The organism is Mycobacterium kiyosense, assembly GCA_021654635.1.
Classification (GTDB): domain Bacteria; phylum Actinomycetota; class Actinomycetes; order Mycobacteriales; family Mycobacteriaceae; genus Mycobacterium; species Mycobacterium kiyosense.
Genome location: AP025179.1, coordinates 2,141,089 through 2,155,851, shown reverse-complemented (window position 1 = coordinate 2,155,851; position 14,763 = coordinate 2,141,089). Strand labels below are relative to the sequence as shown.

Genomic DNA, 14,763 nt, shown 5'->3' with positions numbered 1-14,763 from the left:
CCTCACGAGCGGCTCTGCCATGCCGCGGACAGCGCCGCCAGCGCGTCCGCGTCCAGACCCGACGCGCTCATCGGCGCGGACTGTGGTTGCGCCTCGGGATCCGATGTGGCCGTGGGCTGCTCGCCGGCAGCATCGACAGCCGCGGCCAGCTCCGCAAGCGTCAGGTACTCGAACACCATGGCCGGCGTCAGCGCCAGTCCCAGCGCGTTGGCGCGGGCCGCGAGCTGCACCGAGATGATGCTGTCGCCGCCGATCGCGAAGAAGTTGTCCTCGCGGTCCACGCCGGTGATGTCGAGCAACTCCTCCAGCAGGGCGATCAGGGTCTGCTCGGTCTCCGCCGAAGCTTCGCCGAGCTCCGAGCGGCTGATCACCGCGGGGGTGGCCGGGGCGAGCAACTGCTCCATCACCTCCGCCGGCAGCAACTGCACCTGCGACAGCGGCCGGTCCGGTTGGGTCGCGAACAACTCGAGCGCGGTGCAGAAAGCCGTACCGATCGACGAAACCGTTTGCGGTTCAAACAGATCCGCGTTGGCAACCACGCGCACGTTCAGCTCGGCATCCGGCATCACGTCCAGTGAGACGTTGAGGTCCAGCAGTGAGATTTCGAAGTCCATCGGGACCGGCACCACCGTCGTCGCCCCGTCAGGGGTCAGGTCCCGCGGCAGCAGTGCCCAGTCCTCGCCGCGGAAGTGGATCGAATGCTGGAACAACGGGTGGTTGCGGGACGGGGAGCGCGGCGGGTTGAGCTCCTCGACCAGCCGCTCGATGGGCAGTTCCTGATGCGCCAGCGCGTCGAGCACGGTGTCGCGGCTGCGGGAAACGGTGTCCCGCAGGCTCGGATCGCCGGACAGGTCGTTGCGTAGCACCATCACGTTGGCGCACGGACCCACCATGTTGGTGGTGGCCAGATCGACGCGGGCCGCGACCGGGCTTCCGATGCCGATGTCGGTGCCGCCGCCGAGCTTGTGCAGCAGGACCGCGAGCGCGGCCTGGTACACCATGAACTCGCTGGCCCCGACTTCTTCGGCGAGCCGGACCAATGCCGCCCGCCGAGCCGCTGACACCGTGAAATCGACCAGCTCGCCGCGCTTTCCGAGGACCGGCGGCCGGGTGTGGTCGGCGACCGTCGGGATCTCGTAGGGCATCCCCGCGACGGCGGAGTGCCAGTGCCGCAGCGCAGCTTGCCCCCAGTCGGTGTCGGCTTCGAAGGTATTGCGTTGCCACAGCGCGTGTTCGGCGAACTGGGCGGCCACGGTCCGCCACTGCGGCGGGTGCCCGTCCAGCCGCGCCCGGTACGCGGTGAGCAGGTCTTCGAAGATGATGCCCATCGACGAGTGGTCGGTGACGGTGTGGTGGACGAGCAGCAGCAGCACGTGCGAAGCCGGGTCGATCCGCAGCAGGGTGGGCCGCACCAGGGACTCGGAGTCCAGGGCGAAGACGTGCCGGCGCAACTCGGCGATCGCCCGGTCCACGCCGTCGGCGCTGACGTCGGTGACCTCGAGTGGCACCTGCCGGGCCGGGTGGATGTGCTGATACGGAACACCTTCGTGTTCGACGAAGTTGGTGCGCAGCACTTCGTGTCGGGCGATGACGTCGTTGAGGGCGGCACCGAGCGCCGCGATGTCCAGCGGGCCGTTCACCCGAAGTGTCAGCGCCATGTTGAAGACGTCGTTGGCGCCCCTCATCTTCTGCTGGAACCACATCGCCAGCTGCGAGTAGGACAGCGGCGGACGTTCCGGGCGCACTGCCGTCAACTCTGGACGGGCCGGGCCGGCCGAGCCAGAACCGTTGCGCCGGGCGATCATCGCGTCGCTGTCGGCGCTCGACTGCTCCAGTCGCGCCGCAAGCCCGGCCGGGGTGGGGGTGTCGAACACGGCGCGCACCGTCAGTTCCACGCCGAACTCGGCGCGGATCGCTGCCACCAGCCGGGCAGCCAGCAGCGAGTGGCCGCCGAGGCCGAAGAACGAGTCCTCCGCGCCGACCTTCTCCCAGCCGAACAGCCGCGCGAAGATCGCGCACATCCGTCGTTCGGTCTCGGTGGCCGGCTGCCGGTAACTGCGCACCGCGACCGGTGTCGGCGCGGGCAGCGCCCGCTTGTCCAGCTTGCCGCTGACCGTCAGCGGAATCTCCGGGATGACCGCGAACGCGGTGGGCACCATGTATTCGGGCAGCGTCGCCGCCGCGTGGGTGCGCACCTCGTCCAGGTTCAGCTCACCGGAAACCCCGTCGCCGGTGGCCGGGACCAGGTAGGCGGCGAGCATCGGCCCGGCCTCGGTGTCCTCGGTCACCACCAGGCAGTGCCGGACCGCGGGATGGGTCGCGATCACCGATTCGACCTCGCCGAGTTCGATGCGGTAGCCGCGGACCTTGACCTGCTCGTCGGCGCGGCCGACGAACTCCAGCTGACCGGAGATGTTGCGGCGGACCAGATCTCCGGTGCGGTAGAGCCGTTCGCCGGGATTGAACGGGTCGGCGACGAAGCGTGCCGCGGTCAGTCCGGGACGACCCAGATAGCAGCGGGCGAGCTGTGCGCCGCCGAGGTAGAGCTCCCCGATCACCTCGGCGGGCACCGGTTGCAGTTCCTCGTCGAGCACGTAGGCGTAGACGTTGCGGTTGGGCAGGCCGATGGGAACCACGCGTGCCCCGTGCGACCCGTCGACCACCATGTGCGTGGCGCAGACCACCGCCTCGGTGGGCCCGTAGTGGTTGCGCAGTTGCGCGTCGAAATAGCCGGCGAACTTGTCGGCCACCTCCCCGGCCAGCGCCTCGCCACCTACCGGTACGTGCCGGAGCTGCCGCCATTCCTCGGCCTGCGGCAACAGCAGCAGGGTGCTCAGCATCGACGGCACCATGTGCAGCACGGTGATGCGGTGCCGGCTGATCAGGTCGGCAAGGTAACTCAGGTCGCTGAACGCACCGGTGTCCGACGGTTTGGGCACCACCAGTTGCGCGCCCAGCGAGAGCGTGACGAAGATGTCCAGCAGCGAGGCGTCGAAGCTCACCGAAGACGACTGCAGCAGCCGGTCTTCGGCGGTCATGCTCCACTCCGCCACGAAACCCTGGACATGCTCGGCGATCGCGTGATGCGACACCGCGACGCCCTTGGGCTGACCGGTGGAACCGGAGGTGTAGATGACGTACGCCAAATGCCCTGGGCGCAAAGCGGTTCGGCGGTCGGCGTCGGTGACCGCAGCGTCGGACAGCTGTGCCGCGGCCCGTTCGGCGTCCGCGAGTTCTCGTTGCCCGAGCACCAGGTGTGGCCGTGCATCGCCGATCAGATAGTCGATCCGCTCGTCCGGATAGGCCGGGTCGATGGGCAGGTAGGCCGCGCCGGCTTTGAGCACGGCCAGCATCGCGACGATGAATTCGACGGACGTGCTCAGCCGCAGCCCCACGATGTCCTCGGCGCCGATGCCCTGCCCGATCAGCCAGCGCGCCAGGCGATTTGCCCGGCCGTGTAGCTCGGCGTAGGTCAACTCGTCGTCGTCGCAGACCAGCGCCGTGGCGTCCGGGCGGGCGGCGGCCGCCGCTTCGAGCACCGCGACCATGGTGGTGGGCGGAGTCGGGACCAGGTCGCCGTGCGAGGCGTCCAGCACCGCGTCGCGCTCATCGGCGTCCAACATGTCCAGGCTGGTGAGGCGACGGTCGGGCTCGGTGATCGCGTTGTCCAACAGCTGGATGTAGTGCGCCGCCAACTGTTCGACGAGGGCCGGGCTGAGTACGTCGGTCTGGTATTCGAACTCGGCCAGGGCACCCTCGGGCTCCAGCACGATGGCCAGGGCCAGGGGCAGGTGTGCGGTCACCGCGCCCAGCCCCAGCTGTTGCACGGCCACGCCGTCCAGTGCGAATCCGCTCACACTCTTGCGCATGCTGAATCCCAGCCGCACCAGCTGGTCCATGCCGTCGTGGCCCATCCGCTCGGGGGTTGGCTTCCCGCACCACCCGGTCGATGCCGACCGACTGGTGGGCGAAGCCGTCCAGGCAGGTGTCGCGTACCGCGTCGACGTAGGCGCCGAAAGTGACGTTCGGCCGTGCGGTCAGGCGCAGCAGCAGGGTGTTGCCGAAATAGCCGATCACCCTCTGGGCCAGGGCTTTCCGGTCGGTTACCGGTACCGACACCAAGAAGTCCGGGCTGCCGGTGTAACGCCGGATCAACACGCCGTAGGCGGCCAGCAGCACCATGAACGGCGAGGCGGAGTGTTCGCGGGCGAATTCTTCCAGCCGGCCGAACAGACCCTCGGGCAGCGGCCGGGTCACCCGCTCGGCCCGCCGCGACGGGTGCGCGGCCCGGACACCGGGCAACTCCAGCGGCTCGGGGGCCGGCCGCAGCTTGTCGGCCCAGTAGCCGACGTCGGCCATACCGGGTTCGGTTGCGCCGTCGAGCACTTCGACGGCGACGAACTGCGGCGCCGGTTCGCCCAGCGGCTGAGAGTTGTAGGCCGCGCTGAGTTCTGCGAAGAACACCGCCCAGGCGTCGTCGTCCCAGCAGATGTGGTGCACGACGAGCAGCAACACGAATTCTGCTGGGCGGGTCCGGATCAGGGTGATCCGCAGCGGCATGTCGTCGGCCAGGTTGAACGGTCGCCCGAACTCCCGGCGCGCCAGGTCTTCCACCCGCCGGTCGCGATCGTCGCGATCGTCCAGATCGGTGAAATCGTGTTCCTGCCAAGGTGTCTCGACGTGATCCCGAAAGACCTGGTACGGCTCACCTTCGCTGTCCACTCCGTAGTTGGTGCGCAACACGGCGTGTCGTGCCACCACCGCACCGACGGCGTCGCGCAGCCGGGCCGGGTCAAGCTGTCCGGTCAGCCGGTAGGCGACGCAGATGTTCAGCGTGGTGTCGTCGGCGTCCATGGCCTGCAGGAACCACATGCGGCGCTGGCCGGAAGAAAGGCGGTAGCGTTGCCCCGCTCGAAGCTCGACCGCCTCGGCCGATTTCCCTGCCGCCACACCGCTTTCGGCGATTCGCCGGCGCAGCAACTCGCGACGGCGTTCCTGCAGGGTCTTGGCATCGTCTGCCATGGATTGTCCCAACTCCTAGGTTTGGCTCGCTACGCTTGGTCGGTCAGATAGCCGCCGCGCACGAAGAACTCGTCGCCGCGACGTTCTACCCCGTCGGCGTCGCGGACCAGGGTGATCACCAACCCGTGGTTGCCGCCGCGATAGGCGCTGGGCCCGGACACCACCGCGCCGCCCCCCTCCTGCACGATCACCCGCCCCGGCGTTCCACCGTAGCGAGCTTCGGACACCCGGGCCTGCAGCACTTCGATGCGTTCGCCGCGGTAATGGGTGAACGGGCGCGGATAGGGGTCCGACAGGGCCCGCACGAACCGTTCCAGGTCTTCGGCCGGCCAATTCCAGTCGATCAGGCTGTCACGTTCGGAACGCTTGTGGAAGTAGGTCCGCTCGGCCTTGTGCTGCGGCCGCCAGCGCGCGGTGCCGGACTCCAGCGCGTCCAGCGCCTCCCGCAACGCGCCCGGGATCAGCTCCATGCCCTTGACCACCAAATCGGTGCCGGTGTCGCTCGCGCCGATGGGTAACGACCGCTGCACCAGGATGTCTCCGGTGTCCAGGCCCTCGTCCATCCGGTGCACCGTCAGCCCGAATTCGGTTTCGCCGCTGATCAACGCCCACAGCACCGGGGAGAACCCGGTGAACTTGGGGAGCAGCGAATCGTGCAGGTTCAGGGTGCCGTGCGGCGGCAGCGTGTACAGCTCGGGCGGCATCCAGCTGTACCAGCTGTTGACGACGATGACGTCGGGTTCGGCGCGCTTGACGACGTCGATGGTCTCGGCGTCGGCACGGGTGGTGACATGGACCGGAATGCCGTGTTCGCGGGCGAGTTCCTCGACCGAGGCCGACCAGATGGCTTTGTAGGACTCGGCACTGGCCGGGTGGGTGACCGCGAGAACGACATCGTGCCCGAGCTCGATCAGCGCCTGCAGGGTCTTGTGTCCCCAGGTCTGGAAGCCGAACGACACGACGCGCATCAGCCTCAACCCCCTTCGTACGTCGTCTTCCGATCGGCCCGATCCGGCCTCAGCAGATTATGTTAGCCTTCGCTAAGTTACGAAGTTCCTGGGGGACTGACGTGCGACAAGGCCGGCTCGACGTCTTCGGGACCCGCCGAACAGGTGACCGGTCGGCGCCAGGCGCCCGGCCAGTCAGCAGCGAGCGAAAGGTGACGATGCATGCCGCGCACCCTTGGGTGGATCAGGCAGTTCCACAAACCTGAATCCCCGGGCAGCCCCACGCTGTTGGTCTTCCCCCACGCCGGCGCCGGCGCATCGGCCTACCGCGCCTTCTCCAAGGCGCTGAGCAGCAAGTTCGACGTCATCGTGTTCCAGTACCCCGGACGCCAGGACCGGGCCGCCGAACCACCGCTGGGTTCACTGCCCGAGATCGCCGCCGGAGCATTCGAGGAGTTCGCCCGCTCGGACCACAATCGCGGTGTCCCGGTCGCGGCCTTCGGGCACAGCATGGGCGGCTGGGTGGCGTTCGAGTTCGCCCGGATCGCCGAAGCCAACGGCGTCGACGTCGCACACCTCACCGTCTCGGCCGCGGTCGCGCCGTGCAACGCGGCGAACAAGCCGTCGCACCCCGAAACCGACGAGGAGATCCTCACCCACCTCGCGGCGCTGGAGGGCACCAACTCCGACGTCTTCGGCAACCGTGACCTGATGCGACTGGCACTGCCGGTGATCAAGGCCGACTACCGCGCCTGCGACGCGTACGCGTGCGACGAGGACGTCAGGATCTCCGCGCCCATCCACGCACTGGGCGGCGACCAGGATCCGATCGTCACACTGGGCGACCTTTACGGATGGGGCAAGCACACCGACTCCGTCGAGGTGACGATGTTCGACGGCGGACACTTCTTCCTCAACGAACACACCGAGGCGATCGCCGAGCTGCTGGCCGGCGAACTGCGGCAGTCCGAGTCGAGATCATGACCTACGGCCGGACCGTGACAGCCGGGTCGACCGAAGATCACATCGTCATCTCCGGGTTGGCCGTCGAGGCGCCCGGCGGCATCGACACCCCGGCCGCACTGTGGCAGGCGCTCACCGAATCCAGGGAACTGATCGGCCCGTTCCCGCGCGACCGCGGCTGGCCGTTGGACGAGCTGTTCTCGGTATCGGAGATGGACGGCTGGGGCCCGGTCCACGATGCGGGCGGGTTCCTGGACAGCGCAACCACTTTCGACCCCACATTGTTCGGGATCACCCACCGCGAAGCACTGGTGATGCACCCCCAGCAGCGCGTCGCGATGCGCGTGGCGTGGAAAGCGCTGGAGAACACCGGGATCAACCCCGGGACGCTGGACGGCGAATTCGTGGGCTGCTTCGTCGGGATGTCACCGATGGAGTACGGGCCGCGCGCCTCGGTGGCCGATGCCTTCACCGGACACCGCATCGCCAGCCTGGGCCAATTGGGCGGGGCTGCAAGGATTTCGCACAGTCTGGGGCTGACCGGTCCGTCCATCAGCCTCGACACCGCCTGTGCGTCCTCGCTGACCGCGGTACACCTGGCCGCTACCGCCGTCGCCTTCGACGAATGCGACTGGGCGCTGGCCGGCGGGGTGTGCGTAATGGGTTCCCCGGGCGCCTTCTACGAATTCTCCCGGCTGAACGCGCTTTCCGACGACGGGCACTGCCGCGCCTACTCCGACGACGCCAGCGGCACCGTATGGGGCGAAGGCGCGGGCATGGTGGTCATCGAACGCGAATCGCGGGCAAAACAATTGGGCCACCACATCTACGGGCGCATCCTGGCCATCCGCACCAATCACAACGGTAAAGGCAAGCCGATCCTGGTCCCCCGGGTCCGGGCGCAGGAACAAGTCGTGCGCAAGACGCTCGACGTGGTGGGCATCGACCCCGCCGATGTCGGGATGATCGAGGGGCACGGCACCGCAACCCAGGCCGGCGACCCGGTGGAGCTGCTCGCCTTGTTCAAGACCTACGGCGCAGCGGGCAGCCAGGCGCTGCTGGGCTCGATCAAGTCCAACCTCGGCCACCCGCAGGCCGCGTCCGGCATCCTCGGCCTGATCAAGCTGCTGCTGGCCGGCCACCACGGTCAGATTCCGCCGACCCTCTACGCCGACAACCCGACCAAGATGCTGGACTGGGACCTGGTCGGACTGCGCCTGGCCACCAAGGTTCACCCGTGGCCGGCCAAGGACGGGATTCGCTACGGCGCGACGTCGTCGTTCGGCGCGGGGGGCGCCAACGCCCACGCCATCATCGAAATGCCCGCAGCGGCAGGGGAAGTGACGAAGTGACAGTTGCCCACCACGGCGTGACCTACCGGCTTCCGGACGGCTCGATCCCGGTCCTGCTGACCTCGGAGACACCGGAGTTGCTGCGTGGCGAAGCCGCCGCCGTGCTGTCCTACGCGGCATCGCACCCGAGCGTGACACCACCGGCCATCGCGCAGATGCTGTTCGGCACCCGGGTGGCCCGCAAGCACCGTGCGCTGGCCATGGTCAACGACCGTGACGAGCTGCTGGCGGCGCTGGGCGCGATCGCCGAGGGTCGTGACCACCCTTCGGTGGTGGGCGCCGCGGGGGCGGCGGCCCGTCGGCTCGCCTACGTCTTTCCGGGCCAGGGCAGTCAGCGTCCCGGGATGGGGCGGTTGTTCTACGAGCTGATTCCGGCCTTTCGTGCGGAGGCGGACCGCTGTGCGCAAGCTTTCGTGGAGTACTCGGGCCAGTCGCCGCTGCCCTATCTGCTCGACGACCAATTGACCGCCGAGAGCGACGCCGGCACGGTGCAACCGGCTCTGTTCACGCAGATGGCGGGCCTGGCCGCGGCGTGGCGATCGGTCGGGGTCGTCCCGCAGGTCACCGTCGGACACAGCCAGGGCGAGATCGCCGCCGCCTACGTTTCGGGGCTGATCACGTTGGCGGATGCGGTGCGCGTCATCGGTATTCGTGCGCTGGCCGCCCGCGAGATCGAGTCGGGTGACCTACTCGATGGCCGTGGTGGCGACCGACCGGGACAGCTGCGAAGAGCTGTTGGCCCGCTGTACCGGCTGGGCGGAGCTGTCGGTGGTGAATTCGCCCAATATGACCGGCATCTCGGGCGACCGGGAGACGGTGCAGGACCTCGTGGCCGCGCTGTCCGAGCGCGGTGTGTTCGCCCGGGTCATCGGTGTCCGGTATCCGGCGCACACCAGCCTGATCAACGGACTCGGCGACACGGTACGCGCGGCCTCGCAGCGGCAGCTGGCGAATCCCAAGTTCCTGGACAGCGAGATCGACTGTTTCGGTTCCACTCTCGGCGCCGCGATCACCCCGGACCTGCCGGTCGACCAGTACTGGTTTTGGAACCTGCGTAACACGGTGCGGTTCGACAAGGCGGTCGCGGCCGCCGCCGAACTGAATGTCGACACGTTCGTCGAACTGGCCGAGCATCCGACCCTGCAACTGGCGATCCACGAGAACCTCGCCGCCCGCGGCGGCGACGAAATGGCTTCCCGGGTGGTCAGCACCTCCGTCCGGACCGCGACCGATCTGCGCGAATTCACCACAAACCTCGCGCAGTTGGCCGTTCATGACCTGAACTACCGGTGGGATCTCCTGCGCGTCGACTCCGAGCACCCGGCCGCTGAACCGCTTCCCGACTTCCCGAACACCCTGATGAACGAGACCACCCTGTGGCTGCCCTACGACGAGGTACTACCGCGGCGTAAGACCGCCACACCGACCAGCCGACCGGCAGTGCCCGAGGTTGGCGCGGCTTCGCCGTCGGCACAGCCGCGGCTGCTCGCCGAGGAATGGGTTCGCCTGACGCGCCGGTCGCTGACCCGGCCGCGGTCCATCGGGCTCATCGATCACACCGGAGACTGCGCCGAGCTGGTTGAGGCACTGTGTGCCGCAGCCGCCGAACTGGGCGCAACGGCCCGGTCGATCGACAGCGAGAGTGCCGCCGCCCAAGACGATTTGGACACCCACGTCATCCTGCTGCCGGCATCGCCGAAGCTGGACGCCGTCGCCGCGGCGGATCGTGTCGCCGCTTTCTTCGCCGAGCGCGCGTGGTGGCCCGGGGTGCACGGCGGGGTCACCGACTGCTGGCTGGTGACGGTGGCCGGCGAGGCCGTCGTCACCGACGACGGGCCGCCGGACCTCGTGCACGCGGCGGCCAGCGCGGGATTCCGCAGCATCGGCGCGAAATATCCCGGCGTGCGGTTCCGCCACCTCGACCTGCCGGCCGGCGCATCGGCGGCAACCGCGGCGCCGGTGCTCAAGGCGCTGCACACGGCCGGGGAATCCGAACTCGCGCTGCGCGACGGCGGCCTGTACGCCAAGCGTGTCGTGCCGGGCGAGAAATGCGCCGCCGGCACGGCCGCCGCGCGTCCCGGGCACGTCCTGATCGTCGGCGGCACCGGGAAACTCGGACTCGAGTTCTGCGGGCACTTCGCCCAGCAGGGCGCCCAGCGCATCACGCTGGTCAGCAGAACCGGCGAGACCACCGCCGTCGGGGAGCGGCTGCGCCAGATCCGTTCCGCCACAACGACTCACATCGAGGTCGCCAGGTGTGACCTGAGCGATCCGGCTTCGGTGGCGCAGCTGGCCGAGCGGCACCGGGACGCTCCTGCCGACGTGATCATCCATGGCGCGGTCGAGTATTCGGGTGTCGAACTCGAAGACATCACCACCGACAAGGTGCATGCCGCGCTGAGCGCCAAGGTGGTGGGAATCGCACGCATCCTGCGCAGCTTCCCCAGAACCGACGACTGCCGCGTGGTCCTGTGCTCGTCGGTGTCGGCCACCGTCGGGGGTCGCGGCCTGGCGCTGTACGCCGCCGGCAACCGTATGCTCGACGCCCTGGCACACCACGTTCGGGCCGAGGGCCTGGACTGCGTGTCGGTGCAATGGGGGCATTGGAAGGTGCACCTCGACGACTCGGGACTGGCCATGCTGTCCGGTCTCGGCGTTGTCCCGATGGCGCCCGCTGATGCGCTGGCGGTCGGGATGACCAGACTTGCCACCAACGCCGCCGTCGCCGCGTTCGACCTGGATCGTGCCCGGTCGGTGCTTGCGACCTGTGGCCGCGACTCGCTGCTGGCGCAGCTTTCCGAGCCCGAACCCGCGGCCGCACCCGCGGCCGGACCTGCCCCTTCCGTGGCGGTCGAGGCACCCGCCGGCGCGTCGCACCGGTTGATGAGCCTGCTGGCCGGGGCCATCGGGGTGGACAGTGTGGAGGCGATCGACACCACCATCCCGATGGTGGCGATCGGCCTGGATTCGTTGCAGGCGCTCGAGTTTCGCCGTCGCGTCAAGAAGGAGTTCGACCACGAGCTCGATGTCGCGGACCTACTGGGCGGGGCGTCGATCGCCGACGTGCTGGCCAAGCTGGACGCCTGAGGCGGGAACGGGACACCGCGCCGGCCCTAGTCGGCGGGCATCCTCAACCGGCGGCGTCAGTCGGCGGGCGTCAGTCGGCGGCCATTGCGTCGCGAAGAGTCTTGGGCCGCATATCCGTCCAGTGCTGCTCGACGTAGGCCAGGCAGTTGGCGCGGCTGTCCGCACCGAACACCACCCGCCAGCCGGCCGGCCGGCCGATGGACTCCGGCCACAGGCTGTGCTGTTCCTCGTCGTTGGTCAACACGTAGAAGGTGCCGTCTTCGTCGTCAAACGGATTGATACTCACCGGATCTCCCCATCGAGGTTGTGGCAGCGGCACGCTGAATCTCGGCGCCGAGCACCCGGTCCGACAGCAGTCCCAGGCAACTCAGGTTGGGAAATCCGGGACCCTCGTTGACGCCGGACAGGTTGGGCAGGAACAGTTTCGGATTGACACCGGCGATCGCCAGATCGGGACCGATGCACTCTTCGAGTCGCTCACCGGACAGCGGCGCACCGACCTCCGACTCCAGCAGTCCCACCGCGTCCGGTTGCAGCAGCGGCAAAAACCACAGCGGGTCGGCGCCGGACCCGTCGATGACGAGGTCGTAGCGGTGCAGCGTCTCCTGCGGTTCACCGCAGTTGTCGGTGCGCAGCGTGATCCAGATCTTGTTGTCCTGGTCGAAGACCCGCGCGACGCGGCCACGCAGGTGGGTGATCCGCTCGTCGGCCAGCAGCGACTCCTGGACCCGTGCGGAGAAGACCCCGCGGTCGGTGCGGGCGATGCAGTTGCGGCGTTCGGCGTGGCTGAGGCTGCGCCATCCGGCGGGATCGGAGAACAGCGAGTTCTCGAAGAAGCCCTCGCCGCGGGTGAACAGCGTCGCCTGCGGCGAGATCGCGGTGATCGACGAAACCCGATGGTGGAACAGCTCGTTGAGGATCGACGCAGCGGTCTCGCCGCCGCCGATCACCGCGACACTGTCGGCCACGATGCGCTCGTGCTGCCCGGCGCGGGCCCAGAACTGCGCTATCGACAACACCCGGGGATCACCGGAGAGCATCGATCGCTCCGGCTGTCCGGGCCCGGTGACCATCAGCGCGTCAGCGCAGACGGTGGATCCGGATGTGTGGACGGCCCAGCGGGATTGCTCGACGGCGATCTTGCGCGCTTCGCCCTGAACGACTTTCAGGCCGGCGACCTCGGCGACCCACCGCAGGTAGCGGGCCCAGGTGTCGTGGGCCGGCGCCGGCCTGCCCCGGTCCACCCAGCCCACGAACTGGTCGGAGGCAACCAGATACGACTGCCGGCCTGAACCGCATCATCTGTTCGTCGACCTCGGACTCGCGCCCGGCCACCAGCGTCGACCGGTACGGGAACCCGACGTCTTTCTCCGGGCTGGTGCCCAGCCGCTGCCGACCGTCGGTCCAGCCGCCCCCCGGCAGCCAGTTGGCCGCCACCTCGGTGCGTTCGATGGCCACCACGTCAGGCGTCTCGACACCCATCTCGCGCAGCACCGCGGCTTTTGCCGCCACCGCGACCGCCTTGGCGCCCGCGCCGATGACCGCCAGCGTCCGGCTCACCAGTCACCCGCCCCACGATCGTCGCTCCGGCCGAGGTGGCCCGGGTGGCATTCTGCGTTCGCCGGTGATCCGGCGAATGACGCGCCGCCCACGACCCCCACCTCCCGTATTAGCTCAGGCTGTCCTAACTTTCTGTACGCTACCCTATGCTCGCAGTGCCGACACGCTCACCCCGAGGAGCTCGCGAGTGCCGCCACGTTCTACCTGCCCGTCCCACCCGTCTGAAAGCCCCGCTCTGGACGGCTTCGTCCCGTTTCCGCCCGAGCGGGCCGCCGCCTACCGGGCCGCCGGCTATTGGACCGACCGGACGGTGGACGACCTGCTCACCCAGGCCGCGGAGACCTGGCCGCACCACCCCGCCGTCGTCGATGCGCACCACCGCCATACCTACGCTGAGCTGGACCGGCTCGCCGACCGTGCGGCGGCCGGCCTGGCGGCGCTGGGCATCGAACCCGGCGACCGGGTGCTGCTCGCGCTACCCAATTCATGCCGGTTCGCCGAGGCGCTGTTCGGAGTGCTGCGCGCCGGCGCCATCCCGGTGATGTGCCTGCCGGGACACCGGCTGGCCGAGCTGAGTCATTTCGCGGAGGTCAGCGACGCGGTAGCGCTGATCGTCGCCGACACCGTGGGCGGGTTCGACTACCGACCGATGGCCCAGACGCTCGTCGCCACCCAGCCGTCGCTGCGGCACGTCGTGGTCGACGGGCATCCCGGCCCGTTCCTGGCCTGGGCGACGCTGCCGGACGGGGACGTTCCGCAGGTCGTCCCCGACCCTGGCTCCCCGGCGCTGCTGCTGGTGTCCGGCGGCACCACCGGCACCCCGAAACTGATCCCACGCACCCACCACGACTACGTGTACAACGCCACCGCCAGCGCGGCACTCTGCCGGCTCACCCACGACGACGTCTATCTGGTCGCGCTACCGGCGGCACACAACTTTCCGTTGGCCTGCCCCGGCCTCCTCGGCGCGCTAAGCGCCGGCGCCACAATCGTTTTCGCCGACGACCCCAGCCCCGAAGCCGCGTTCGCCACCATCGACCGGCACGGCGTCACCGTCACCGCGCTGGTGCCGGCACTGGCCAGACTCTGGGCGCAGGCCTGCGACTGGGAACCCGTCACACCACAAACGTTGCGGCTGTTGCAGGTCGGCGGTTCCAAGCTGGAACCCGAGGACGCCGCCGAAGTGCGCGCGAGGCTGACCGCGGGCCTGCAGCAGGTGTTCGGGATGGCCGAGGGACTGCTCAACTTCACCCGCCTCGACGACCCGCCCGAAACGCTCGAGCGCACCCAGGGCCGGCCGTTGAGCCCTGCCGACGAACTGCGCATCGTCGATGCCGACGGAGCGCCCGTGGCCGCCGGCGCCGAAGGCGAACTGTTGGTGCGCGGCCCGTACACCATCAACGGCTACTTCCGTGCCGGGCGAGACAACGAACGTTCCTTCGACCCGGACGGCTTCTACCGCAGCGGCGACCTGGTTCGGCTCCGCGCCGACGGCAACCTGGTGGTCACCGGGCGGGTCAAAGACGTAATCTGCCGCGCCGGTGAGACCATTTCGGCGCTGGACCTCGAAGAGCACCTGCTCAGCCACCCGGCCGTCTGGTCGGTCGCGGCGGTGCCGCTGCCCGACCCGGCTCTCGGTGAAAAAATCTGCGCCGCAGTTGTTTTCGCAGGCGCTCCGGTGACGAAGTCGGAGCTCAACGCCCACCTCGAGCAGCGCGGCGTCGCTTCGCACGTACGAATCGACCAGCTGGCCGCGCTACCGGCGCTGCCCACCACCGCGATCGGCAAGGTCGACAAGAAGGCGATCATCCGCACCGTGGGCTGAGCCGCTG

Annotated in this window: 5 protein-coding genes and 3 pseudogenes; 4 read left to right on the top strand and 4 right to left on the bottom strand. The window is 68.9% G+C overall.

All coding sequences use genetic code 11. The features are described from left to right. Positions 1-2: 2 nt before the first annotated feature. A pseudogene (locus L6444_RS10185) lies at positions 3-5,022 on the bottom strand (amino acid adenylation domain-containing protein). Between the two features lie 29 nt (positions 5,023-5,051). Continuing rightward, complete coding sequence (locus L6444_RS10180; RefSeq protein ID WP_236982186.1) at positions 5,052-5,990, bottom strand: methionyl-tRNA formyltransferase; 939 nt, start codon at positions 5,988-5,990, stop codon at positions 5,052-5,054. A gap of 201 nt (positions 5,991-6,191) precedes the next feature. Between L6444_RS10180 and L6444_RS10175 the strand changes: the two genes are divergently transcribed. From L6444_RS10175 to nbtC, 3 genes and pseudogenes are all read left to right on the top strand, one after another. Continuing rightward, the gene (locus L6444_RS10175) at positions 6,192-6,953 is read left to right on the top strand and encodes a thioesterase II family protein (protein ID WP_236982184.1); all 762 of its coding nucleotides are present in this window, start codon (positions 6,192-6,194) and stop codon (positions 6,951-6,953) included. Between the two features lie 14 nt (positions 6,954-6,967). Next, positions 6,968-8,284, top strand: coding sequence for a beta-ketoacyl [acyl carrier protein] synthase domain-containing protein (locus L6444_RS10170; RefSeq protein ID WP_236982182.1), 1,317 nt, complete (start codon positions 6,968-6,970; stop codon positions 8,282-8,284). A 77-nt stretch (positions 8,285-8,361) separates the two neighbouring features. Beyond that, a pseudogene (gene nbtC / locus L6444_RS10165) lies at positions 8,362-11,371 on the top strand (nocobactin polyketide synthase NbtC). A 70-nt stretch (positions 11,372-11,441) separates the two neighbouring features. Here nbtC and L6444_RS10160 read toward each other — a convergent pair. Continuing rightward, positions 11,442-11,657, bottom strand: a complete 216-nt coding sequence (locus L6444_RS10160) for an MbtH family protein (RefSeq protein ID WP_236982180.1) — start codon at positions 11,655-11,657, stop codon at positions 11,442-11,444. Then, positions 11,638-12,931, bottom strand: a pseudogene (mbtG, locus tag L6444_RS10155) (NADPH-dependent L-lysine N(6)-monooxygenase MbtG). Before mbtG ends, L6444_RS10160 begins: the two are co-directional and overlap by 20 nt. 187 nt (positions 12,932-13,118) lie before the next feature. Between mbtG and L6444_RS10150 the strand changes: the two are divergent. Next, positions 13,119-14,756, top strand: coding sequence for a (2,3-dihydroxybenzoyl)adenylate synthase (locus tag L6444_RS10150; RefSeq protein ID WP_236982178.1), 1,638 nt, complete (start codon positions 13,119-13,121; stop codon positions 14,754-14,756). Positions 14,757-14,763: the final 7 nt, after the last annotated feature.